The organism is Microbispora sp. CA-102843 (assembly GCF_050936215.1).
GTDB lineage: Bacteria > Actinomycetota > Actinomycetes > Streptosporangiales > Streptosporangiaceae > Microbispora.
The window spans coordinates 9,570,756-9,591,850 of record NZ_JBNJNF010000001.1; the positions used below are offsets into that span (position 1 = coordinate 9,570,756).

A 21,095-nucleotide genomic window follows, 5' to 3' on the forward strand; every position below is an offset into this window, starting at 1 on the left:
CGCCCGATTTGTCAATGATCCAGTCAGGTCGGGTGAACCCCGGGCGGAGCCCGGACGATTCACGGACGGAAATCGGCCTCTATCAGGGCCTATACACCCCGTATACCGGCCCGTCCGATGCTCGAACCGACCCGATCCCGATTCGGCGGAAGCTGGTCGGACCACGAAGAGGAGACACAATGACCCCACGCGGAAGCGGAACGCGGATCCCGTTCCGGCGTCTGACGGCGGCGGGAATCATGGCGTCGGCGTTCCTGGGGACGGCGCTGGTCGCCGGGCCGGCCTCGGCGGAGCCGTACGGCACCCGCACCTGCAACAACGCCCCTCCGCTGATCTCGTGCTCGGCGGGGTCGCTCGAGCCGCACAGCTCGGAGCGGTGGCTCGAGGTGAAGCTGAACCCCAGCGGCGCCCTGATCTGCCACGTCCGCTGGGACCTGTACAACACCACGAACAACGGGAACCAGGTGACGGGAGGCACCAAGTATCTCGCGACCAGCAGCACGACATTCAAGGTCACCAACCTCAACGTCGGCCAGTACTACAGGCTGGAGGCCGTCTCCGACAACTGCGCGCTCTCGATCCGGCTGCGCAACTGGACCTGACCCTGACGACCGACGGGCGCGGGGCGCCGCGCCCGTCCTCATGGAAACCGGTGGATCGCCAGGCGGGGTATCGGCAGGGGCATATCCCTCCTGGCGCTCTTCCGTCGGCATCCGACAATAAAATTTGTCTTGACAGCTCAACTCGTCGGCTGCGAGTCTGGAGTCACGCAAGCGCGAGACAGAGGAGATCCAGATGCGCAAGATCGTCGCCAGCTTCTTCATGTCCCTGGACGGCGTCGTCGAGGCGCCCGCCCAGTGGCACTTCCCCTACTTCAGCGACGAGATGGGCGCGGCCGTCGGCGCGCTGATGTCCGAGTCCGACGCGATGATGATGGGCCGGGTCATGTACGAGAGCTGGGCGGCCTACTGGCCGGGCAAGGCCGGCACGGACGACCCCTTCGCCGGCTTCATCAACAACATCCCGAAGTACGTCGTCTCCTCGACCCTCGACACGGTCGAATGGCAGAACTCCACCCTCGTCACCGGCGACTTCGTCGAGGAGATCACCAAGCTCAAGCAGCAGCCCGGCAGGACGATCGGCATCAGCGGCAGCACGAACCTCGTCCGCTCGCTGATGCGGCACAACCTGCTCGACGAGCTCCGGCTGCTGGTCCACCCGATCGTGGTGGGCAAGGGCGGGCGCCTGTTCGAGGAGGGCCTGGAGATCCCGATGACGCTCACGTCCTCGGAGACCTTCCCGACGGGCGTGCTGTCCCTCGCCTACCAGCCCGTCGCGTACGCGGACGTACAGCCGGAGCGTCGGTAGTATCCGGCCATGTGACCGAAGCGCAGCCCGTAATTCGGCAGGTTTCCTCTCGAATCGTCTACAGCAACCCGTGGATGACGGTCCGAGAGGACGCGATCGAGCACCCTGACGGTTCTCCCGGCCTGTACGGATACGTGGTCAGGCCCGACTTCGTCCTGATCGTGCCGGAAGAGGACGACGGCTTCCACATCGTGGAGGAGTACCGATACCCGATCGGCCGCCGCTCGTGGAGTTTCCCCCAGGGGACGGCCGAGGCGGACACCCGTGAGGACGAGGCCCGGCGCGAGCTGGTGGAGGAGACCGGGCTCCGGGCCGACCTGCTGCGTTATCTCGGGCGCATGGACAACGCCCATGGGATGACCGACCAGGGACTGCACGTGTACGTGGCCACCGGCCTCGCCAAGGGCGAGCCCCGCCGGGAGCACACCGAGCAGGACATGCGCCAGCGGTGGGTGCACCGCACCGAGTTCGAGCAGATGATCCTCGACGGCGCCGTCAGCGACTCGTCGTCCGTCGCCGCCTACATGCTCTGGCGGCTCCGCCGCGCGTGACCGCGTAGCCGTACGCGTGTCGTTTCTGTACAAGACCCGCGTGAGCGCTCCCGCCTAATCTCTCATTCGCAGCCACCGTCATACGGCAAAAGGAGCGAAGCACATGGCCAGGATCGTCGCGAACTTCTTCATCTCTCTGGACGGCGTCGTCGAGTCGCCCGACCAGTGGCACTTCCCGTACTGGAACGACGAGATGGGCGCCGCAGTCCAGGCGGGCATGCAGACCTCGGCCGGGATGCTGATGGGCCGCAAGCTGTACGAGGAGTGGTCCGCCTACTGGACGACGACGGACCAGGACCAGGAGATCGCCGAGGTCTTCAACAACGCCCCCAAGTACGTCGTGTCGAGCACCCTGGAGAAGGCGGACTGGAACAACACCACCGTCGTCAACGGTGACGTCGCGGCCAGGATCCGCGAGCTCAAGGAGCAGATCGAGGGCGGCGACCTCCAGATGTCCGGCAGCGCGACGACCGTGCGGTGGCTTCTCGCCAACGGGCTGCTCGACGAGCTGAACCTGCTCGTCCACCCGATCGTCGTCGGCCACGGGCAGCGGCTGTTCGAGGACACCCCGACGCACAAGCTGAAGCTGGTGAAGTCCGAGACGTTCAAGACCGGGGTTCTCAACCTGAGCTACGTCCCGGACGCCGGCTGACGGCGCACGTCAGACGTAGTACCCCTCGACGGGTACGCGCGCCTCGTCGAAGAGTGCCGGCCCCTCCTGCCGGAAGGACGACGGGCCGGCCGGCGGCTTGAGCGCGCCGAGCTGATCGGTGGAGAGCGCGAAGACGACCCGGCCGAGTCCGGAGCGCTCGATGGCACCCGCGCACATGCCGCACGGCTGGCAGCTCGTGTACATGGTGACACCGGCGGCGGCGGCCAGGCCGAGTTCGCGGGCGGCCCACCGGGCGAGCTTCAGCTCGGGATGAGCGGTGATGTCGGACTCCGTGAGCGAGGTGTTGCGCTCCTCGGCGAGCACGTCGCCGTCCGGGCCCACCAGCAGCGAGCCGAACGGCGGGTTACCGCCTGCCCTGGCCTCGGCGGCCAGCCCGATCGCCCTGCGGAGGAACTTCTCGTCGTCGGGGGTCATGGATGCTCCTTCGTGTACGCGGCGGCCACTGTCTCGAGCATGTGCCACGCGGTCTCCGGATGGTTCGTCTCATCGGGGTCCCCGCAGAAGGGGTCGAGGAGGACGGTCTCGGCGCCCAGGAGGCGCAGCCGTTCCAGGTCGTCCATGACCTGGTCGAGGGTGCCTTCACCGGCCCGGCGTCCCTCGCCGGTCACCGGAGTGCCGGTGAGCCGCAGCAGGATGCGCGGGGCCAGCTCGGGCACGGGGCGCCCCAGGCTCTCCGCGACGGCGGCCAGCCGGTCCATCCGCTCGCTGAGCCACGGGAGGGTGAAGCGCAGCGGGTGCCACGCGTCGCCGAGGAGCACCGCCCTGCGAAGAGCGGCGTCACTGCCGCCGCCGACCCAGATCGGAATGTGCCCGGCCCGGTAGTCCTCCTCGTCCCGCCAGGCCAGGCGCATCGCCCGCAGGTTCTCGTCGGTCAGCGCCCCGCGCCGCCCGTACGGCACGCCGAGCGCCTCGAACTCCTGCCGGGCCCAGCCCACGCCCACGCCGAGGACCAGCCGTCCCCCGCTGAGCTCCTGGAGGTTGGCCGCCATCCGGGCGGTCAGCAGCGGGTGCCGGTAGGGCAGGATCAGCACGGTGGTGCCCAGCCTGATCCTGGTGGTGATCCCGGCGAGCCAGGACAGCGTGGTGAAGGGCTCGTAGAACGGCGCGGGATACTGCTCGGCCACGTCGGGGGTCACCACGACGTGGTCGGAGACCATGAGCAGGTCGAACCCGAGCCCCTCCACCGTCTCGGCCCAGCCGCGCAGCACGCCGGGGCGAGTGCCCGGCCCGAAGTTCGGGACGTTGACGCCTAGGGCCTGTCTCAAAGCCTGGTGAGCCAGTCGTCTATCGCGGTTATGAGAATGGCGGCTTGGTAGCGGACGGCGAGTTTGTCGTACCTGGTCGCGATGGCGCGGTGGCGTTTGAGCCGGTTGATGCCACATTCCACAGCATGACGGGCGCGGTAGTCGCGGGCGTCGAAGGTGAAGGACGACCGCCGCGGCTGCCGCGCCGCAGGCGAGCGGCGATGCGATCGGCTGGTTCGGGGATGGTGCATCTGATCCCGCGCTGGCGCAGGTAGGCGCGGATCGCCCGGGAGGAGTAGGCCTTGTCGGCGCGGACGACCTCAGGCCGGGTACGGGGCCGGCCGGGCCCGAGCCGGGGGACGCGGATGCCGGCCATGACCGCCTGGAACTGTGGTGCATCGCCCCGCTGGCCGGCGGTCAGCACCAGCGACAGCAGCCGTTGGCCCTGCTCACAGGCCAGGTGCAGCTTGGTCGACAAGCCGCCGCGTGAGCGTCCCAGCGCGTGGTCGACCGGCTCGGTGCTCACCCCACCCGGCGGTTCGGCCTGCAGACGCGGATCGCGCCGCGCGCCTGCCGCGTGCTGATGGGCCCGCACGATGGTGGAGTCCACCCCGACCTGCCAGCCGATCAGTTCGGCGGCATCAGCCAGGGCCTGCAGCCGGGTGAGGATCTTCTGCCAGACACCGGCCCGCTGCCAGCGTCGAAACAGGGCGTACACCGCCTGCCAGGAGCCGTAGCACTCCGGCACGTCCCGCCAGGGAGCCCCGACCCGTACCCGCCACCGGATCCCGTCGATGAGCTGCCGCTTGGTCCACTTCGACGGCCGCCCTGGTCTGCTCGGCGCAGGCAGCAGCGGCTCCAGCCGGGCCCACTGCGCATCGGTCAGGTCGAACCGCCTCGTCACCGCTAAGGTGGCCAACGAGGTCTCCGGTGTTCAGGTTCTTCTTGGTCGATGAACCCTCTACCGGAGACCTCACTGCTTGTCCGGGCACGACACGCCGTCAGTCAGCGGACTTCGAAACAGGTCCTAGTTTCACCGGACCAGAGTATTCAGGCGGTCCGGCCGTCGGGAAGAAAGAACGCCCTGCTTACAGGCGGTTTGACCACGGATTCCACGGTATATTCGGCCGATGGCCGAGAGTCTCGACGCGACGGACTGGTCCATCCTGACCGAGCTGCAGCGCGACGGCCGCGTACCGCTCACCGAGCTGGCCCGGCGGGTAAGCCTCAGCGCCTCCGCGACGACCGAGCGGGTGCGGCGCCTGGAGGCGACCGGTGTCATCGGCGGATACCGCGCGATCGTCGACCTGGAAAAGGTCGGGTATGCCGTGCTCGCCGTCGTGCGGCTCAAGTATCCGGGCAGCCGGCACGAGCCGCTGCACCGGCTGCTCGGCGAGCGTACGGAGATCCTGGAGTGCCTGCGCACCACCGGTGACGACTGTTACACGCTCAAGGTCGCCGCGACCTCCATGGCCCACCTGGAGAAGGTGGTGGACGAGCTCGCGCAGTTCGGCAGCACCACCACCAACATCGTCTACAGCGAGACGCTCCCCTACCGCGGGCCGCATGCCCCGTGACATCGAGCGGGTGGGCGAGGGTCCCGAGCCACGACCGACGGCGCTAGGACGAGACCGCGACGGGACGGCCGCAGGTCAGCGGGTCGTCAACCGAGCTCCTGGTCCGGCGTCCGCCAGGGTCGAGCACGTCGGCGGCGGCTGAGACGCTTGGTGGGCGGTGCCGATCTCGGCGCCACAGGACCGGGTCATGCCTCCTGTGCCAGTCCGGCCGATGTCGCGACGGCGGCGCAGCGGTCCTCGCCGGGAGCCGCCCCGGTGGCGGCGTGCTCCAGCAGCGCCAGGAGGACACGCCGGTCCTCGGACGGGAGATTGGAGAGCAGCTCGTCCTCGGCCTGCGCGACACGCGCGTCCACTTCGCCGAGGACCCGCCGGCCGTGGTCGGTCGGCACGATGCGCCGCACCCGGCGGTCGGCCGGGTCCTGCCGGCGCTCCAGGAGACCGCATCCCTCGAACTTGTCGAGCAGGTAGGTCATGACGGTGCGGTCGATGCCGAGGCGGGCGGCGAGCGCGGCCTGCGTGGGCGGGGCGTCGTGCACGACCGCGGAAAGCACCTGGTAGCCGCGCACGCCGTGCGGCAGGTCGCGTGAGGCGTCCTCGACACGCGCGCTCCACTCCCGCAGCAGCACGGTGAGGGACCACCCGAGCACGGAACCCTGCGATGACGACGTCGGGGAGCCGGCTGGTTTGCGGGTGGTCACACGGTCCACTCTAACCCGGAATAGGATGATGTTTCGATAAGTTGTGCCGCATATCGTCTGTTCGACAGATTACTTCCCTGAGAGGCCCGGCATGACGGACTACGGCCACGAACTGGCCTTCGGCACGTTCATCACCCCGCAGAACCGCGACCCGCAGGTGCCGGTCCGGCTCGCACAGGTCTCCGAGGCCGCCGGGCTGGATCTGGTGACGTTCCAGGACCACCCCTACCAGCCGGGGTTCCTGGACACCTGGACGTTGCTGTCCTGGGTGGCCGCGCGGACCGAACGGATCACGGTCTCGGGCAACGTGCTGAACCTGCCGCTGCGCCCGCCGGCCGTGCTGGCCCGGGCCGCGGCGTCGCTCGACCTGCTCTCCGGTGGCCGGTTCGCACTCGGCATCGGCGCGGGCGGCTTCTGGGACGCGATCGAGTCGATGGGCGGCACCCGCTTGACGCCGGCCGAGTCCGTGACCGCGCTGGAGGAGGCCATCGAGATCATCCGCGGCATCTGGAACGCAGGCGAGCGCCGCATCCTGCGCGTCGACGGCGAACACCACCGTGTGGCCGGGGCCAAGCGCGGCCCGGCCCCCGCGCATGACATCCCCATCTGGATCGGCGCCTACAAGCCGCGGATGCTGCGCCTGGTGGCGCGCGAGGCCGACGGCTGGCTGCCCTCGCTCGCCTATCTCAAGGACGGCGACCTGCGGCGCGGCAACAAAATCATCGACGAGGCCGCCGAGGAGGCCGGGCGCGACCCGGCGCAGGTGCACCGCCTGCTGAACATCAGTGGCGCGGTCACCGAGGCCCGTCAGGGCTTCCTGCAGGGGCCGGTCGAGCAGTGGGTGGAGGAGCTGACCGCTCTGGCGCTGGAGGACGGCGTCGGCACGTTCGTCCTGGGCTCGGACGACCCGCGGCTCATCCAGACGTACGGCGAGGAGATCGCCCCTGCCGTACGGGACGCGGTGGCGCGCGAGCGGGCGACCACCGGCACCGTCCCCGCGGCCGCCCGCCGCGGCGCCGCCGCGATCGCGCTGCGCCGCGACGGGATCGACTACGACAAGGTCCCGGCGAGCCTCGCGGCCGACGCCGTCGAGCCCGGCGACCGCGCCTACGAGTCGGTGCGGCACAACTACCTGCGCGCCGGGTCCCCCGGCCTGGTGCTGCGCCCCCGGACGGTCGGCCAGGTCGTCGAGGGGCTCGCGTACGCCCGGTCCCAGGACGTGCCGCTCGGCGTTCGCTCCGGCGGGCACGGGATCAGCGGCCGTTCCACGAACGACGGCGGCATCGTGCTCGACCTCGGCGCGCTCAACGCCGTCGAGGTCGTGGATCCGGCCACACGCCGGGTGCGGCTGGGCGCGGGCGCGACCTGGGGCGAGGTCGCCGAGGCCCTGGTCCCGCACGGATGGGCGATCAGCTCGGGCGACTTCGGCGGCGTGGGCGTGGGCGGCCTCGCGACCACGGGCGGCATCGGCCTGCTCGGGCGTAAATTCGGCCTGACCATCGACCGCGTCGTCGCCGCGGAGGTCGTGACCGCCGACGGGCGGGTGCTGCACGCCTCGCGGGAGGAGAACCCCGACCTGTTCTGGGGCCTGCGCGGAGCCGGAGGCAACCTCGGCGTGGTCACCTGGGTCGAGATCGAGGCGATGGAGCTCGGCGACGTCGTCTTCTCCCAGATGGCCCTGGACGCCAGTGACACGGCCGGGCTCCTCCAGCGCTGGGGCGCCGCGGTGGAGAAGGCCCCGCGTGAGCTGACGAGCTTCCTTATCCTCTCCCCGCCGCGCCGCGGCCAGGACGCGGTCGCCCAGCTCATGACCGTGTACGCCGGCGCGGACACCGAGGCCGCGGTGAGCGAGCTCGAACGGCTCGCCGAGGCCGGGCCGCTGCTGGGGCACCAGGGATACATGCTGCCCTATTCGGGCGTGGTGCAGCCGGCAGAAAGGCATCACACCGGAGGCGGGAGCCCCGCCGTACGCTCCGGCCTGGTCACCCACCTCGACGGTGACGTGAGCCGCGCCTTCGAGCGGATGGCGCACTCCGGGCTGTCCTACTTCCTCCAGATACGCGCCACCGGTGGGGCCGCGCACGACCTGGCTCCCGACGCGACCGCCTATCCGCACCGGCACCAGAACTTCGTGCTCACCGCCATGGGCGCCACGCAGTCGGCCCTGAACGCCGCATGGGACGCCGAGGTCGCGCCGTACACCGACGGCCTCTACCTGTCCTTCGACACCGACACGCGGCCCGACCGGCTGCTCGACGCGTTCGGCGAGGCCAATCTCGCCCGGCTGCGGCAGGTCAAACGCGCCTACGACCCGGACAACCTGTTCCGCGCCAACTTCCCCATCCAGCCGGCGGACGACTGAGCTTCAGGCCCGTTGGAACCGGGCCCCCCAGTCGCGGATCTGGTCGAGCAGTTCGGGCGGGCCGACGACGCGGAAGTCGGCGCCGACCATGCCCAGCCACATGGTCGGCCAGTCCAGGGAGTGGGTGGTCGTCCGGATCCGGCAATGCACGGCGTCGACCTCCTCGACCGTGCACCAGCGGCCGATCCGTTCGCGCACGGTGGGGGCCGGAGCGTCGACAAGCACCTCCACCCGGTAAGGACGAGGCAGGTTGTCCAGGCTGGCACGGACGAACTCGGCGGCGTCGGCGGCGGGCAGGTCCCGTGGGCGAAACCGGCAGCCGGTGACCTCCGGCGCGGTGAGCCGATCGGCCCGGAAGCTTCGCCAGTTATGCCGGGTGAGGTCGTACGCGACCAGGTACCAGCGGCGACTGAGACAGACCAGCCGATGCGGTTCGACGTGCCGCTCGGTCTGCCTGCCGTCGGCCGCCTGGTAAGTGAAGCGGAACTGTTCACGGTCCCGGCAGGCCAGCGCGACCGTGGTGAGCACGTCCGGGTCGACGCCCGCGTCGGCCGGGCCGCCCCACCCTGCGCGTACGGTCATCGTGCGCAGGGCCTCGACCCGGTGTCGCAGCCGGGCCGGCATCACCTGCACCACCTTGGCCAGCACCCGCACCGATGACTCGGCGATGCCCTCCACCGCCCCCTGAGCGGCGGTCTGCAGTCCCACGGCCAGGGCGACCGCTTCCTCGTCGTCGATGACCAGCGGCGGCAGTGCCGCACCCGCGGCGAGCTGGTAGCCGCCGTCGACGCCGCGCTGTGCCTCGACCGGGTAGCCCAGCTCACGCAGCCGATCGATGTCCCGCCGCAGGGTGCGGACGGAGACTCCCAGCCGCTCGGCCAGTTCGGTGCCCTGCCAGTACCGGTGGGTCTGCAGTAAGGAGAGCAGCCGCAGCGTCCGCGTGCTGGTGTTCGCCATGTTCCGGATTCTCTCGTCGATTCAGGCCAGAAAGTGACCGCTATGACTCCTAGCGTGTTCCTGACCGACGAGCGGAACAACGGAAGGCGGAGACCGTGAACGAGCCGACCACTCGCGACCTCGCCGACGCGCCGGCCATCACCGGCGAGCGCGCCGACCTGCTGGCGGCGCTGGCCAAGAGCCGGCACTTCTTGCGCTTCACCACCCGCGACCTCACGGACGAGCAGGCCGGGCAGCGGACCACGGCCAGTGAGCTGTGCCTGGGCGGCCTGATCAAGCACGTCACGGTGAACGAGCGGAACTGGGTGGACTTCATCCTGAACGGCCCGTCGGCGATGGGCGACGCCACGACCATGACCGAGGCCGACTGGGCCCGGTGGGCCGACCAGTTCCGGATGCTGCCCGGCGAGACACTCGCCGGTGTGCTGGCCGACTACGCCGAGGTCGCTCGCCGGACCGACGAACTGGTCGCCGCCCTCCCCGACCTGGACGCGACCCAGCCGCTGCCGAAGGCCCCGTGGTTCGAGGCGGGCGCACGATGGTCGGCCCACCGGGTGCTGATGCACATCGTCGCCGAGACCGCCCAGCACGCCGGCCACGCCGACATCATTCGCGAGTCCCTGGACGGCGCCAAAAGCATGGGCTGACCCGCGACTCCCGCAGCAGCAGCCGATCTGCTCAATAGGTACCGGCCGTGCCCGGAGGGTGGTCCGGGCACGGCCGAACCGGCCCTTACAGCGAGGTGAGCGGTTCGGCCTGGTAGGCCCGGTGCAGCACCTGCACGAAGGATGACGCCTCAGGCAAGGGCACAGAGCCGATCCGGTGCACCGCCACTCCCGGGGTCCACGAGTTCATGACCACAGCCCCCGCCAAAGCCGGCAGGTCAGCGAGAGTGACCTCCTGGACGCGTTGGGGCACACCGAGGCGATCCAACTGCCGGCGGACGATACCCATCGTGATGCCCCTCAGCATCTCGGCCTCGGGCCACACCACCGTGGCGCCATCCCAAAAGGCCAGATTCCAGATCGACCCCTCACTGAGCCGACCCCGGCGGTCGACGAAGGCGGCATCGTCGAAGCCCTGTCGAACGGCCTGACGGAGAAAATATGTCTTGGCTACCTCGCCGACGTGCTTCACGGCCGGAAGGACCCGTTCGTACTCGACCGCTGCCAGCGTGAGCGGGCCCTGCGGGCCGGACGCGGCCGGTCCGGTGCGTACCAGCAACTCGGGCTCCGCATGAGCTCCTGCGACCGTGAACTCGCCCACCGGGGAGTACATCGTGGCTGTCAGCGAAAGGTCAGCCGGGCCGGCCTGCAGCGCCGCCCGCAGACAGGCCCGCACTCGATCGTCGGGCAATGCCCGCCCGAACAGTTCCACGGAGGCGGATCGCAGGCGTTCCAGATGGAGGTCGAGGCCCCGGACCCGGCCTCCACGTACCTGCATCGCGGTGAAGTGGGCATAGCCCGCGAAGGCGAGCGGCGCCAACTCCTCGGCGCTCGCCGCGTGGCCATTATGTTGAGCAACATAAGAGGACATACATCGCTCCAGCAGTGCGAAACGGATTGGACTGCGGACAACCGCACGGAATGTCCGCCCATGGGGCGACGTTAGGGCCTCACATCAATGGAAAGGTCAACGTCGGGTGGGCGGGTCGATGCTGATCGGAGAGTTGGCCCGGCGTACCGGGGTCAGCCCGCGGTTGCTGCGCTACTACGAGGCGCAGGGATTGCTTGACTCCAGGCGTGGGCGGAACGGCTACCGTCACTACGACGAGGACTCTGTGGTCACAGTGCGGCAGGTCCGTGCCTTGCTGAAGGCCGGCCTGTCCACCGAGGTGATCCGCTCCGTGCTGCCGTGTGCACGCGGCGAGCGCCCGGACTTCGACTGGTGCGCGGACCTGTGGGACATCTTGAACGGGGAACTGGCCGCCATGGATGAGCGCATCGACAGCCTCCAACGCAGCCGCGGCGCCCTCGCCGACTACCTGGCGCAGCCCTGAGCCTCGGCGCTGTTGTCGTTCTGAGCCCATCCGCAGGAGGGCAGGCGTCTACCGACCCACATCGCAGGGCAAGCTACGCGAGCCACAGAAATACCCATGCTCACCGGTGCAGGTCCGGCGGGTCGGCAAGGGCGTGCACGCCTGCGCGAATGCGCTCAGTGTCCATGTGCTGATGCCGGCGAAGGTAGTCGATGATGTCGGCGCGTAGTGCGGTGAAGACGGCGTAGGCGAGGTAACCGGCGTCGGCGGAGGGCCGGGCGGCATGGATCCGGTCGGTGAGTTCGTCGATCCAGAACTGACTGGCGGGGTTGGCGTAGTAGGCGTGCGGACCGTAGTGCTCCAGTGCGCGGATGAGGGTGCGGTTGTCCAAGACGAAGTCGAACAGGGCATCGAGATAGGCGTGGAGCCGCGCACCGGCATCTCCGCCGGGTCCGAGCGGGGGTTCTCCGGATCGCACGCGGTTTTGCAAGGCGGTGACGCGCGGCGCGATGAGCGCTTCGACCAGTCCCAGCAGGTCGCCGAAGCGACGCATGACCGTGGCCTTGCCGACGCCGGCGGCCTGGGCGATGCGGGCCAGGCTGACGTGCTCGAGGTCCTCTCGCTGAAAGAGCGCTTCCGCGGCGGTCAATACGGCGGCGCGGTTGCGTACGGCATCGGCGCGTTCGGTCACAGCCACGCCTCCTTGCATAAGTGGACCAGTGGACCGTATCTTACCGGACCAGCGGACCGGTTCAGAGTACCGCCGGCTTCGTTCGCCGATTGCGCGGCTTGAGTGAAACGCGTGGGCCAGGCCCTAACGGGGGTGGGCGCCACCTGGGAAAGGGAACCATGAAACGGATCTGTCGGGCTGTCATGTTCGCGGAGTACGGCGAGGCCGAGGTCTTGCGTGTGGCCGAGCACGAGGTGCCCGAGCCCGGCCCGGGGCAGGTCCGGATCGCGGTCCGCGCCGCCGGTGTCAACCCGATCGACTGGAAGGTCCGTAGCGGCGTCATGGCCGCGGTGATGCCGGTGCGGTTTCCGGCCGTTCCCGGTGTCGACGTGGCCGGCGTCGTCGAGTCCGTCGGGCCGGACGTGACCGATGTCGCCGTCGGAGACGAGGTCTTCGGCAAGGCGGTCTCGGGAAGTTACGCCGAACTGGCTCTGGCGAACCGCGACGCCATCGCCGTGAAACCTGCCGCGGTGTCCTGGGAGGTCGCAGCCGCTCTGCCCGTGGCCGGCACCACGGCCTATCACGCTCTCGCCCAGCTCCGCCTGGCGCAGGGCGAGACGATCGTGATCGACGGTGCGGCTGGTGGCGTGGGAACAGTCGCAACCCAGGTCGCCCGGCTTCGCGGGCTCACGGTGATCGGCACGGCCAGCCCACGCAATCACGACTACCTGCGCTCTCTCGGGGCCATCCCCGTGAGCTACGGCGATGGCTTGGCCGACCGGGTCCGAGCTGTGGCCGCGCGCGGTGTGGCCGCCGCTGTCGACGCCTCGGGGCGTGGTTCCCTCTCCGCCCTGGTGGAGTTGACCGGGGACCCCGATCGCGTCATCACTCTCGCCGACGCGTCGGCAGAGTCACTGGGCGTACGGTTCACGTACGGCGAGCCCGACGACATGCGCGGCATTCTGACCGAAGCGGTAGCGCTGGTGGCGGCGGGCACGATCACGGTGCCCATCGCCCGCGTCTATCCCTTGACCGACGCGGCCGCCGCTCACCGCGACAGCCAGGCAGGGCATGTCCGCGGCAAGCTCGTCCTGGCGCCGATCTGAGGCCGCGGCCGGGCCGACATCGGGGAGGAGCCTGCCGCAGAGGTGGCGGCTCCCGTCTGACCAGTGTGGTCCATGATCCACAGGCAAGTTCTTACATCAAGGCGTTGACCTTGAGTTCACTCCAGCTACCAGACTCCTACCTGTTCTGACGAAGGGAGCACGATATGGCACAGGTGAACCTCGCTCTTGGGGCGATGCGCTTCGGCAGCCAGGTGGACAAGCGGACCGCGTTCGACCTGCTGGACCGCTTCACCGACGCGGGCGGCACACTGATCGACACCGCGAACTGCTACGCGTTCTGGTCCGACCCGGACGGCGCCGGCGGGCACAGCGAGGAAGTGATCGGTGAATGGCTGGCCAAGCGTCCCGGCCTCCGCGACCGCGTGCGCCTCAGCACGAAGGCGGGCGCGCAGCCGGTCGGCGGCGGCGAGTGGCCGGCCAACCGGGAGGGGTTGTCGGCCTCGGCGATCAAGTCGGCGGCCGAGGACAGCCTCCGCCGCCTGCGCACCGATCACGTCGACCTGTTCTGGACGCACATGGAGGATCGGTCGGTGGCGCTGGAGGAGACCGGGCAGGCGCTGGCGCTGCTCGTCGAATCCGGCACCGTGGCCCGCCTCGGCGCGTCCAACCACCCCCTCTGGCGGGTGGAGCGCGCCCGCAACATCGCCCAGGCCAACGGATGGCCTTCGTACACCGCCTTGCAGTTGCGTCACTCCTACCTCAGCCCGCGTCCCGGTGCGCACGTGCCGGACCAGAGCCACCGCTTCGGGTGGGTGACGGACGAGACCCTGGACTACGTCGCCTCACACCCCGAGCTCGCCCTGTGGGCCTACACCCCGCTGCTCAACGGCTCCTACGCCCGCGACGACCGCCGCCTGTCCGAGGCGTACGACCATCCGGGAACCAGCCGGCGGCTGGCTGTGCTGACCGAGGTGGCGGCCGAACTCGGTGTGAGCCGCAACCAGGTGGTGCTCGCCTGGCTGGCCGGGGGCGTCCCGTCGCTGACGCCGATCGTCGGCGTCAGCAGCGCCGCTCAACTGGAGGAGGCCCTGGCAGGCGCCGCCCTGGTGCTCCCCACGGAACTGCGCACCCGACTGGACGCGGCCACCTGAGCCCGCCGCCCGGCCGCGGTCATCGTGAAGCGCCGCCGGAGCCGGCTTGAGCAAGAAGGCAAGAGTCTCGGAAGAGCGCGTAGGCCGAATGACGATCAAAGCCCAGGCGGGGAAAACGGTTCCCAGCCTGGGCTTTTGATTGGGTGGAGCCTAGGAGATTCGAACCGATCACTTCCTGCTTGCACATCGGCCTCCTCGCAGCTGCCGACCCCAGGACAACGCACCACCGCGACAAGGGCCAGCGACGCTGGAAACCAGAACACCCCTATCGTCGCAGGTTGTGTCCGACATAATATGGGCATGAAGAAGCTGCGCTTCTACCAGTCGGCGCGGAGGCACCGCATCGGGCAGGCGCGTGCCTTGCATGTTGTCCGATCTGGGCCCCCAGTGATCGTGCCGGCCAGAGACCCGACGTTGGAGGATCGATGGGTTTGGATCGGCCCCGACGATCGGGGCATAGAGCTGGAGGTGATCGGCATCCTCACCGACAAAGCTCTAGTGATCATCCACGTGATGCCAACCGCGCTACGGGGAAGGACGCCATGACTGAGTACGAGGCAGCCTGGCCGCCCGAAGACATCGAACTGGTTCTGGACCACGACTCCGATATCGATGGCGAGTCTGAAGAGATCTACGACGCCAAAGGCAACCTCATCACCGACGAGTACGTACGGGACGCAATCGATGACGTTCACCACGCGATCGACGAAGGCCGCGTACCCGTGCCGACCAGTCGCCCCGGACGTCCATCGCTCACAGGCGAGGGCACGCATTCCCCAAGGGTCTCCTTCAGACTCCCAGAGGAGTTGCGTGAACGCGCGAAGGCCCGCGCCGAGCAAGAAGGCAAGAGTGTGTCCGCGCTGGCGCGGGAAGCCTTTGAGCAGTTCCTCAGAGCGGGCTGAGCACGCGACGGACGAGCGGCGGCTCCAAGCGGCCAAGCAGCTCGACAGTCTCACGCGAGGACAGCCCAAGAGCCGATCAGCCATAGGCCGAATGACGATCAAAGCCCAGGCGGGGAAGACGGTTCCCGGCCTGAACCGATCGTCCAGACGCAACGCGCAATCGGCCTAGCCACTCTCACCTGGCTTGAACAGCTGGTCGCGCAGCGCCGCTAACCCTGCGCGTCGTCAAGCAGCCAACGGCAGGGACACGACGAGAGGTTGATCCGGCCTTAATCGCACCCAATGGCACGACGATCACGCTCGCGACCTGCGGCGGGCGCACCAGCGCGGCCCGTCCAGGTCCGCGCCCGTCCTCCTCGCAGTTGCCGATCCCAGGACGAATTCGCCGTGTCAGGGGTCAGCGAAGCTGATAGCGAAGCGAAGCCGAAGGCGCCCTTGACTCGGCGGGCACGTCCGGGACATTCGGCCAGCGAGGAGGACGAAGGCCGTCGGATCGGAAGTGGAAGATCTTTTCTTGCTCAGGCATGGCCCTGGCCTGCTCATCTCGCTGTTCTTGATCGCTTGACGATGGGATCATTCCGAGCACATTCCGGATCTTGCCGAAGCTGTGAACCTTCCCTGTCGGCGCCGCCGTCTCCGATAGCCCCTCGGTTCCGCCGCACGATAGGACGCATGTGTTCGGTAATTGATCAGTGACGGTCAGTGATGGCATGGTGCTTGCGTCTCGATCAACTCTCTCGGAGGCAAACCATGCTTACTCGCCGTCTGCTCGCCGTCGCCGTCGTCTCCGCCGCAGTGGGTGCGGTCACCACCGCGCCCGCCATGGCCTCAGCTCACCAGCACGCCGGCAGCCCGGCCCTGGTCGGCCCCCCGGCGTGCGTCGACGTCAGCAACAATCGTGGCAACGGTACGCAGATGTACCTGTGGGAGTGCCAGAACAACAACCCCAACCAGAAGTTCGTCTTCCAGGACGGCCTCATCAAGGTGGAAGACACCATCGGTAAGGCCCAGGAGATGTGTCTGGACGCCTCCAACAGCCGCGCCAACGGCACCCGCGTGTACCAGTGGCAGTGCATCGGAAACGCTAACCAGCTCTGGGTTCTCCAGAGGGGCCAGATCATCCTCAAGTCCACCCTCAACACAGGCAACCGCATATGTCTGGACGTCACCAACAGCCGCGCCAACCTCGCGCCCGTATACCTGTGGCAGTGTGTGCCCAACAACAACCAGAAATTCGTGATCGACGACGGCCAGATCGTGGTCAAGGACACCCTCTCCTGATTTCTGGTCACACCCGGCACCTTCCCGACGCACCGCAGGGCATCGGCGTCCGGTGGGACGGCAACCCGGTTCCCCGGTGGGCCGGGGCCGAGGAACGAAGCCCCGGCTCGTCGATCGCCCCCAATCCCGTGTGATGCCCCGCCGCAACATGGCGACCGTCGTAGTGCTGCATCAGTGTGGCGGCGGCGCACCTGTGGTTGGCGGGTGCGGCTTGGTACGGCGGGCGGACCGAGCCGCCTCCGGCCGGGACCGGGCCCCAGGCCGCACGCCCGGACGGCGGGCACGCAACGGGCACGGAAGAGCGCCAGGCGGACTCGCAATCAAAGCCCAGGTGGGGAGAATGCTCCCTGGCCTGGGCTTTTGAGTGGGTGGGCCGAGGGGATTCGAACCCCTGACTTCCTGCTTGCGAATGGGAGCCAGTCACGACGTAGAGGGCTCCGCGCCCTGCTGGAGAGGTAGTTGCAGGCCGGTGGCGTTTGGTCATGTGAGGCGGCGTTGCTGTATCCCGCTGCTGTACAGCTTCCTCGATGGAACCTCGCAATGCGCCGTGCACCTCGTCTGGAACTGTCGCTCTCTGCTCACCTATCTGAGCCAGCCATGCCCCTGCTGAGCTGGCGGCGCTTCCGAAGTGCCGTCCGAGCTAGGGTCCCTCCATGGGAAGGTCTTTCATCGAGTACAAGGACCGGGGGTTCTGGACGGTCGACGCCTACGTCAGGTTGTATCTCCGCCTGCTCTGCCTGGAGATCGACGCTCTTCCCGAGAGGCCCGGCTGGCTAGCGGAGGCCCGCGAAGACTGGCACCTTCGGGCGACGGAGGACTGGTTCAACGGATTCATCGGGCTCGCGCTCGACGAGTACGTCGGGGACGACACGGTTCGCGCGGGTGAGCTCCTGGAATTGCTGGACCGGGCGAGGCTCCATGCGCTGTCCTTCGGCCGTTACGTCCCTGTGAACCTGCTCCTCCTCTGCGGGTTGGCTGAAGACGGCGGGTACTCCACAGAGGAAAGCCTCGTTCACACCGAAACGGTGGCGGCCTGCGGCGACGCCATCTCCCGGCTGCTGAAAGGTGAGATCACCTGGGATGCCGCCACATCGCCGACGTTGGGGAATCTCGGCTGGGGCTGATTCCGGCATCGCCGGAGCCCGTGCAGCCGGCCCGCTAATGGCCCGACTTTGCGGCCCCCACAAGCCAGCGTCCCGACGATGGGCACCGTGTGGTGCTACGATGTGGCACGAGATAGCACACCCCTCTACACTTGTGGGGTGAGCATCTCTGAGCCTGAACGTTCCCATCAGATCTCGCAGCGCGATCTCCGCAACCGGTCTGCAGAGATCATGGATGGGCTGGAACGCGGGGAACGGTACGCCGTGACCCGTAATGGCCATCACATCGGCGACCTCGTGCCGATACGTCGCCGACGCCGGGCCGTCTCGCGAGCCGAGTTCGCCGCGATGTCCCGAGGTATGCCGCGTCTCGATGACCGCAAGTATCGCGAGGACATGGACCGGCATGTCAACGACGATCTCTACGACCCCTACAATCGCGCGTACGGCAGAGGCGAGTTCACCGAGGGCGGGCAATGACCGTCACGCAAGGGCTGCTCGATACCAACATCCTCATCCTGCGCGCTGGGATCGACTCGGACGAGCTACCCGACGAGATGATGATCAGCGCCATCACAACGGCAGAGTTGTCGGTCGGGGTACTCGTGGCGTCCGGGCCACAAGAACTCGCTCAGCGGATGAAGATCCTGCAGGCCGCCGAGGCTGAGTTCGACCCACTTCCCTTCGACGAAAGCGCCGCCCGCGAGTACGGCCAACTTTGGACCGCTGTCATCGCCTCGGGCCGCAACCCGCGTCCGCGCACAGCCGATTTAATGATCGCTTGCGTGGCGATTGCCAACCAGCTGCCGCTCTACACCTGCAACCCAAAGGACTTCAAAGGGCTGGATCACCTGCTCACGGTGGTTCCCGTCACTCGACCACGGTGGGACGGCGCGTGACGACAGCTACCCCGAATCTGCTTCCGCCTCCGGGCGTCAAATCGAAGCCCAGACGAGGAGAACTGTCCCCTACCTGGGCTTTGAGTGGGTGGAGCCTAGGGGATTCGAACCCCTGACTTCCTGCTTGCAAACGGGAGCCAGTCACGACGTAGAGGGCGCGTCGCCCTGCTGAAGAGGAAGTTACGGGCCGGTGGTGTGTGGTCGTGTGAGGCGGCGTTGCTGTAGCGGTTGCTGTACGCAGCACCAGGCCGACCAGATTCATCTCATTAGGGGTCCCACACCCCTTTATGATTGGGCAGTGGCCGTTCCGTTTCGCGTCGGTTCCTCAGTTGGTGCCATGCGTGGCTGCATCCGCCGGCGCAGTAGCGCTCACGTCGGCGCCCGTCCGCGACAGTCAGAAGCGCGATCAGAAGACGGAATGCCTTGGCGCGCTCGTCCTGTGGCAGATTGATAATCTTCGCCAGTTGCTCAGCCAGTCGCCCCCGCGTTATCAGTACCGCCGGAGTGTGGGTGAGCCGTATCCCCGCCAAGAGGACACTCTCCGGCCCATCCTCGACGACGGCACCAGCCTGAATGCAGTAGTTGGCGAGATCGCGTAGCACGACCAACTGGTCCTCAGCTGTTAGCCCCTCGAACCAGACGACACCCCACGACACCGGACGAATGTCCTGCGCCAATTCATTCAGAATGACCCCATGCTCGTGCACATCACCCTCACTATCATGACCAGCCCGATTGCTGTACGCGGCCCCCTCGCTGAGCACCGGTTTGGGCACGCAGTTGGTCACGCATCCGAGCTAGGCGGAGCGCGGTGATGCGGACCAGTCGGTCTGTAGGCCGGGTTCTAATATCGCGTGCTCATGATCTGGGCGGATAACCTCGGTATCCCCAGCGACGTGCGAAAACGCTCGCGTTCGTTGCCATCACTTTCCAGCGTTTCCGAAGGGCATGTGCCCCCAATGTGCGCCGGCCGGGCAAAGCGTCAGGGACGAGGTGCGGACCCGAGGAACTGCTCGACCTTCTCCCGGAGACTGGATGGTAGGTCGGCCAGTTCCAGGAGGATCGCGCGGAGTTTGCGTTCAAGGTTGGGGAACTGGCTCCAGATCGCCGGGTTCCTGGTGACGACCGCCGACAATAGATCGCCTTCGTACATGTCCCCTTCTGCCAGCGGGTTGTCCCGCAATATCTCCAGCGCCAGCGGCAGAAGGTGGGGCAGTCCGACGTTCTGCCCGATCAACAAGCGCAGGTCCTCCACGTCCAGTGTGCCAATTGGTCGATGTCGTATAGCATGCACGGTCGAGACAAGGCGGGTCGCATCATCCGGTGGATCTGGCCAGCGGTCGCGCTCAAGCTCCTCCAAGGAGCGATCTCGGTTCATAGGGCTAGTCACCACCCGATTGTCCCGCGCGTACAACTCGTCTGTCCTGATCTCTCGTCTGCCGTCGACCCATCGCGAAGCGACAGCGGGCCGGGCCGGGCCGGGGTTGCGTCCACGGGAGTGGTGTAAGAGTTTCCGCTGGTAGAGGCGTGGCGTCGTGAAATGAGGACGGCCATCGCGTGATCCTTCGTGATTGCGAAGTCAAGATCGAAGGAGAAGAAAGCGATGGCCGTGAACGACAGTGTGGACCCTGCCGCCTGGCTGGCGGAGCAGATCCAGGCGCAGGATCCGGATCTGTTGCGATCCATGGTGAAGACCATGGCCCAGGCGTTGATGTCAGCCGAGGCCGACAGCCTGTGCGGCGCCTCCTACGGTGAGCGCAGCAGCGAACGGACCAACTCCCGCAACGGCTACCGCAAGCGCGAGTGGGACACCCGCGCCGGCACCGTGGAGCTGGAGATACCCAAGCTGCGGCAGGGCTCCTACTTCCCGGACTGGTTGCTGGAACGCCGGCGGCGGGCCGAACAGGCCCTGATCAGCGTCGTGGCCACCTCCTACCTGCTGGGAGTGTCGACGCGGCGGGTGGACAAGCTGGTCGAGCAACTGGGGATCGGCGGCATCTCCAAAAGCCAGGTCTCGGCCATGGCCAAGGTGCTGGATGAGCAGGTGGAGGCCTTCCGTACCCGGGCGCTGGACGGCGGCCCGCACACCTTCGTGTGGCTGGACGCCCTCACGCAGAAGGTCCGTGAGGGCGGGCGGACGGTCAACGTGCACGCCCTGGTCGCCACCGCGGTCAACGCCAACGGCCAGCGAGAGATCCTCGGGCTGGAGGTCACCTCACGCGAAGACGGCGCCGGCTGGCTGGCATTCCTGCGCGGCCTGGTAGCCCGCGGCCTATCCGGGGTGCAGATGGTCATCTCCGATGCCCACATTGGGCTGGTGGAGGCGATCGGCGCCACCCTGCCCGGCGCGTCCTGGCAGCGCTGCCGCACCCACTACCTGCGCAACCTGCTCACCACCGTGCCCAAGTCGGCCCAGCCGTGGGGGCCACCCTGGTCCGCACCATCTTCGACCAGCCCACCGCCGAGCAGGTCCGCGCCCAGCACCGCTGGGTCATCGACGCCCTGGCGGCCAAGTACCCGGCTGGGCTTGACCTGGAGGAGCCGGGCTGCTGGGCCTGCCTGAGTCGATGGCGGGCGAGACATCAGGACTTCCAGCCAGCCAGCTACGGCGCCA

Annotated in this window: 25 protein-coding genes and 1 pseudogene; 17 read left to right on the forward strand and 9 right to left on the reverse strand. The window is 68.1% G+C overall.

Features of this window, described 5'->3' with window-relative positions; translation table 11 throughout:
- The first annotated feature begins 179 nt into the window (after nucleotides 1–179).
- The 4 genes from ACQEVJ_RS44675 to ACQEVJ_RS44690 all read left to right on the forward strand — a co-directional run bounded on the left by ACQEVJ_RS44675 (nucleotide 180) and on the right by ACQEVJ_RS44690 (nucleotide 2,571).
- On the forward strand, nucleotides 180–602 hold the full coding sequence (locus ACQEVJ_RS44675; RefSeq protein WP_433111776.1) for a hypothetical protein: 423 nt from the start codon (nucleotides 180–182) through the stop codon (nucleotides 600–602).
- A 193-nt stretch (nucleotides 603–795) separates the two neighbouring features.
- The gene (locus ACQEVJ_RS44680) at nucleotides 796–1,368 is read left to right on the forward strand and encodes a dihydrofolate reductase family protein (RefSeq protein ID WP_433111779.1); all 573 of its coding nucleotides are present in this window, start codon (nucleotides 796–798) and stop codon (nucleotides 1,366–1,368) included.
- Between the two features lie 74 nt (nucleotides 1,369–1,442).
- Complete coding sequence (locus ACQEVJ_RS44685; protein ID WP_433111782.1) at nucleotides 1,443–1,919, forward strand: NUDIX domain-containing protein; 477 nt, start codon at nucleotides 1,443–1,445, stop codon at nucleotides 1,917–1,919.
- Nucleotides 1,920–2,022: 103 nt separating this feature from the next.
- A complete protein-coding gene (locus ACQEVJ_RS44690; RefSeq protein ID WP_433111785.1) occupies nucleotides 2,023–2,571 on the forward strand; it encodes a dihydrofolate reductase family protein in 549 nt (182 codons plus the stop codon).
- A gap of 9 nt (nucleotides 2,572–2,580) precedes the next feature.
- Here the strand turns inward: ACQEVJ_RS44690 and ACQEVJ_RS44695 are convergent, their stop codons facing one another.
- From ACQEVJ_RS44695 to ACQEVJ_RS44705, 3 genes are all read right to left on the reverse strand, one after another.
- A complete protein-coding gene (locus tag ACQEVJ_RS44695) occupies nucleotides 2,581–3,006 on the reverse strand; it encodes a nucleoside deaminase (protein WP_433111788.1) in 426 nt (141 codons plus the stop codon).
- Entirely contained in the window at nucleotides 3,003–3,857 is an 855-nt protein-coding gene (locus ACQEVJ_RS44700) for an LLM class flavin-dependent oxidoreductase (protein ID WP_433111791.1), read from the reverse strand. The genes ACQEVJ_RS44695 and ACQEVJ_RS44700 overlap by 4 nt, the downstream gene beginning before the upstream one ends.
- Nucleotides 3,854–4,740 (reverse strand): IS5 family transposase gene (locus ACQEVJ_RS44705; protein ID WP_433112833.1). Its coding sequence is split into 2 segments (ribosomal slippage): nucleotides 3,854–4,014 and nucleotides 4,014–4,740, totalling 888 coding nucleotides; the frame shifts between segments, so codons are not numbered across the junction. The genes ACQEVJ_RS44700 and ACQEVJ_RS44705 overlap by 4 nt, the downstream gene beginning before the upstream one ends.
- Nucleotides 4,741–4,966: 226 nt before the next feature.
- On the opposite strand from ACQEVJ_RS44705, the gene ACQEVJ_RS44710 reads away from it, so the two are divergent.
- The gene (locus tag ACQEVJ_RS44710) at nucleotides 4,967–5,413 is read left to right on the forward strand and encodes an Lrp/AsnC family transcriptional regulator (RefSeq protein ID WP_433111794.1); all 447 of its coding nucleotides are present in this window, start codon (nucleotides 4,967–4,969) and stop codon (nucleotides 5,411–5,413) included.
- 185 nt (nucleotides 5,414–5,598) lie between these two features.
- Here ACQEVJ_RS44710 and ACQEVJ_RS44715 read toward each other — a convergent pair whose 3' ends face one another.
- On the reverse strand, nucleotides 5,599–6,111 hold the full coding sequence (locus ACQEVJ_RS44715) for a MarR family winged helix-turn-helix transcriptional regulator (protein ID WP_433111796.1): 513 nt from the start codon (nucleotides 6,109–6,111) through the stop codon (nucleotides 5,599–5,601).
- Between the two features lie 91 nt (nucleotides 6,112–6,202).
- On the opposite strand from ACQEVJ_RS44715, the gene ACQEVJ_RS44720 reads away from it, so the two are divergent.
- A complete protein-coding gene (locus ACQEVJ_RS44720) occupies nucleotides 6,203–8,473 on the forward strand; it encodes an LLM class flavin-dependent oxidoreductase (protein ID WP_433111799.1) in 2,271 nt (756 codons plus the stop codon).
- A gap of 3 nt (nucleotides 8,474–8,476) precedes the next feature.
- Here ACQEVJ_RS44720 and ACQEVJ_RS44725 read toward each other — a convergent pair whose 3' ends face one another.
- Nucleotides 8,477–9,430 carry a helix-turn-helix transcriptional regulator gene (locus ACQEVJ_RS44725; protein WP_433111802.1) on the reverse strand — a complete coding sequence of 318 codons (954 nt, stop codon included), beginning with the start codon at nucleotides 9,428–9,430 and terminating at the stop codon, nucleotides 8,477–8,479.
- Between the two features lie 95 nt (nucleotides 9,431–9,525).
- Here ACQEVJ_RS44725 and ACQEVJ_RS44730 point away from each other — a divergent pair, with 95 nt between their 5' ends.
- On the forward strand, nucleotides 9,526–10,077 hold the full coding sequence (locus ACQEVJ_RS44730) for a DinB family protein (RefSeq protein WP_433111805.1): 552 nt from the start codon (nucleotides 9,526–9,528) through the stop codon (nucleotides 10,075–10,077).
- An 85-nt stretch (nucleotides 10,078–10,162) separates the two neighbouring features.
- Here the strand turns inward: ACQEVJ_RS44730 and ACQEVJ_RS44735 are convergent, their stop codons facing one another.
- Nucleotides 10,163–10,966: an aminotransferase class IV family protein gene (locus ACQEVJ_RS44735; RefSeq protein ID WP_433111807.1), complete on the reverse strand. Its 804-nt coding sequence runs from the start codon at nucleotides 10,964–10,966 to the stop codon at nucleotides 10,163–10,165.
- A gap of 118 nt (nucleotides 10,967–11,084) precedes the next feature.
- On the opposite strand from ACQEVJ_RS44735, the gene ACQEVJ_RS44740 reads away from it, so the two are divergent.
- Nucleotides 11,085–11,429 carry a MerR family transcriptional regulator gene (locus ACQEVJ_RS44740; protein WP_433111810.1) on the forward strand — a complete coding sequence of 115 codons (345 nt, stop codon included), beginning with the start codon at nucleotides 11,085–11,087 and terminating at the stop codon, nucleotides 11,427–11,429.
- Nucleotides 11,430–11,529: 100 nt separating this feature from the next.
- On the opposite strand, the gene ACQEVJ_RS44745 is transcribed toward ACQEVJ_RS44740, so the two are convergent.
- Nucleotides 11,530–12,099, reverse strand: a complete 570-nt coding sequence (locus tag ACQEVJ_RS44745; protein WP_433111813.1) for a TetR/AcrR family transcriptional regulator — start codon at nucleotides 12,097–12,099, stop codon at nucleotides 11,530–11,532.
- A 158-nt stretch (nucleotides 12,100–12,257) separates the two neighbouring features.
- On the opposite strand from ACQEVJ_RS44745, the gene ACQEVJ_RS44750 reads away from it, so the two are divergent.
- The 8 genes from ACQEVJ_RS44750 to ACQEVJ_RS44785 all read left to right on the forward strand — a co-directional run bounded on the left by ACQEVJ_RS44750 (nucleotide 12,258) and on the right by ACQEVJ_RS44785 (nucleotide 18,481).
- A complete protein-coding gene (locus tag ACQEVJ_RS44750) occupies nucleotides 12,258–13,184 on the forward strand; it encodes an NADP-dependent oxidoreductase (protein WP_433111816.1) in 927 nt (308 codons plus the stop codon).
- 164 nt (nucleotides 13,185–13,348) lie between these two features.
- The gene (locus ACQEVJ_RS44755; RefSeq protein WP_433111819.1) at nucleotides 13,349–14,296 is read left to right on the forward strand and encodes an aldo/keto reductase; all 948 of its coding nucleotides are present in this window, start codon (nucleotides 13,349–13,351) and stop codon (nucleotides 14,294–14,296) included.
- 300 nt (nucleotides 14,297–14,596) lie between these two features.
- Nucleotides 14,597–14,842: a hypothetical protein gene (locus tag ACQEVJ_RS44760; protein WP_433111822.1), complete on the forward strand. Its 246-nt coding sequence runs from the start codon at nucleotides 14,597–14,599 to the stop codon at nucleotides 14,840–14,842.
- Nucleotides 14,839–15,198, forward strand: coding sequence for a ribbon-helix-helix domain-containing protein (locus ACQEVJ_RS44765; protein ID WP_433111825.1), 360 nt, complete (start codon nucleotides 14,839–14,841; stop codon nucleotides 15,196–15,198). The genes ACQEVJ_RS44760 and ACQEVJ_RS44765 overlap by 4 nt, the downstream gene beginning before the upstream one ends.
- Nucleotides 15,199–15,948: 750 nt before the next feature.
- Complete coding sequence (locus tag ACQEVJ_RS44770; protein ID WP_433111827.1) at nucleotides 15,949–16,479, forward strand: ricin-type beta-trefoil lectin domain protein; 531 nt, start codon at nucleotides 15,949–15,951, stop codon at nucleotides 16,477–16,479.
- A 653-nt stretch (nucleotides 16,480–17,132) separates the two neighbouring features.
- Nucleotides 17,133–17,603, forward strand: a complete 471-nt coding sequence (locus ACQEVJ_RS44775; protein ID WP_433111830.1) for a hypothetical protein — start codon at nucleotides 17,133–17,135, stop codon at nucleotides 17,601–17,603.
- A 138-nt stretch (nucleotides 17,604–17,741) separates the two neighbouring features.
- Nucleotides 17,742–18,062, forward strand: a complete 321-nt coding sequence (locus ACQEVJ_RS44780) for a type II toxin-antitoxin system Phd/YefM family antitoxin (RefSeq protein ID WP_433111832.1) — start codon at nucleotides 17,742–17,744, stop codon at nucleotides 18,060–18,062.
- A complete protein-coding gene (locus ACQEVJ_RS44785) occupies nucleotides 18,059–18,481 on the forward strand; it encodes a type II toxin-antitoxin system VapC family toxin (protein WP_433111835.1) in 423 nt (140 codons plus the stop codon). Before ACQEVJ_RS44780 ends, ACQEVJ_RS44785 begins: the two co-directional genes overlap by 4 nt.
- Before the next feature lie 266 nt (nucleotides 18,482–18,747).
- Here ACQEVJ_RS44785 and ACQEVJ_RS44790 read toward each other — a convergent pair whose 3' ends face one another.
- Both ACQEVJ_RS44790 and ACQEVJ_RS44795 read right to left on the reverse strand, forming a co-directional pair.
- Nucleotides 18,748–19,269, reverse strand: a complete 522-nt coding sequence (locus ACQEVJ_RS44790; RefSeq protein ID WP_433111838.1) for a DUF5958 family protein — start codon at nucleotides 19,267–19,269, stop codon at nucleotides 18,748–18,750.
- Between the two features lie 194 nt (nucleotides 19,270–19,463).
- Nucleotides 19,464–19,859 carry a contact-dependent growth inhibition system immunity protein gene (locus ACQEVJ_RS44795; RefSeq protein WP_433111841.1) on the reverse strand — a complete coding sequence of 132 codons (396 nt, stop codon included), beginning with the start codon at nucleotides 19,857–19,859 and terminating at the stop codon, nucleotides 19,464–19,466.
- A gap of 225 nt (nucleotides 19,860–20,084) precedes the next feature.
- Here ACQEVJ_RS44795 and ACQEVJ_RS44800 point away from each other — a divergent pair.
- Nucleotides 20,085–21,004, forward strand: a pseudogene (locus ACQEVJ_RS44800) (IS256 family transposase); the annotation flags it as partial.
- Nucleotides 21,005–21,095 lie beyond the last annotated feature (91 nt).

Bases quoted from the DNA above. Each gene is read 5' to 3' on its own strand.
- ACQEVJ_RS44675 (WP_433111776.1), top strand. From the start codon at position 180: ATGACCCCACGCGGAAGCGGAACGCGGATCCCGTTCCGGCGTCTGACG.
- ACQEVJ_RS44720 (WP_433111799.1), top strand. From the start codon at position 6,203: ATGACGGACTACGGCCACGAACTGGCCTTCGGCACGTTCATCACCCCG.
- ACQEVJ_RS44690 (WP_433111785.1), top strand. From the start codon at position 2,023: ATGGCCAGGATCGTCGCGAACTTCTTCATCTCTCTGGACGGCGTCGTC.
- ACQEVJ_RS44680 (WP_433111779.1), top strand. From the start codon at position 796: ATGCGCAAGATCGTCGCCAGCTTCTTCATGTCCCTGGACGGCGTCGTC.
- ACQEVJ_RS44710 (WP_433111794.1), top strand. From the start codon at position 4,967: ATGGCCGAGAGTCTCGACGCGACGGACTGGTCCATCCTGACCGAGCTG.
- ACQEVJ_RS44755 (WP_433111819.1), top strand. From the start codon at position 13,349: ATGGCACAGGTGAACCTCGCTCTTGGGGCGATGCGCTTCGGCAGCCAG.
- ACQEVJ_RS44740 (WP_433111810.1), top strand. From the start codon at position 11,085: ATGCTGATCGGAGAGTTGGCCCGGCGTACCGGGGTCAGCCCGCGGTTG.
- ACQEVJ_RS44685 (WP_433111782.1), top strand. From the start codon at position 1,443: ATGACGGTCCGAGAGGACGCGATCGAGCACCCTGACGGTTCTCCCGGC.
- ACQEVJ_RS44750 (WP_433111816.1), top strand. From the start codon at position 12,258: ATGAAACGGATCTGTCGGGCTGTCATGTTCGCGGAGTACGGCGAGGCC.
- ACQEVJ_RS44775 (WP_433111830.1), top strand. From the start codon at position 17,133: ATGGGAAGGTCTTTCATCGAGTACAAGGACCGGGGGTTCTGGACGGTC.
- ACQEVJ_RS44735 (WP_433111807.1), bottom strand. From the start codon at position 10,966: ATGTCCTCTTATGTTGCTCAACATAATGGCCACGCGGCGAGCGCCGAG.
- ACQEVJ_RS44785 (WP_433111835.1), top strand. From the start codon at position 18,059: ATGACCGTCACGCAAGGGCTGCTCGATACCAACATCCTCATCCTGCGC.
- ACQEVJ_RS44695 (WP_433111788.1), bottom strand. From the start codon at position 3,006: ATGACCCCCGACGACGAGAAGTTCCTCCGCAGGGCGATCGGGCTGGCC.
- ACQEVJ_RS44765 (WP_433111825.1), top strand. From the start codon at position 14,839: ATGACTGAGTACGAGGCAGCCTGGCCGCCCGAAGACATCGAACTGGTT.
- ACQEVJ_RS44725 (WP_433111802.1), bottom strand. From the start codon at position 9,430: ATGGCGAACACCAGCACGCGGACGCTGCGGCTGCTCTCCTTACTGCAG.
- ACQEVJ_RS44760 (WP_433111822.1), top strand. From the start codon at position 14,597: ATGAAGAAGCTGCGCTTCTACCAGTCGGCGCGGAGGCACCGCATCGGG.
- ACQEVJ_RS44795 (WP_433111841.1), bottom strand. From the start codon at position 19,859: ATGAACCGAGATCGCTCCTTGGAGGAGCTTGAGCGCGACCGCTGGCCA.
- ACQEVJ_RS44770 (WP_433111827.1), top strand. From the start codon at position 15,949: ATGCTTACTCGCCGTCTGCTCGCCGTCGCCGTCGTCTCCGCCGCAGTG.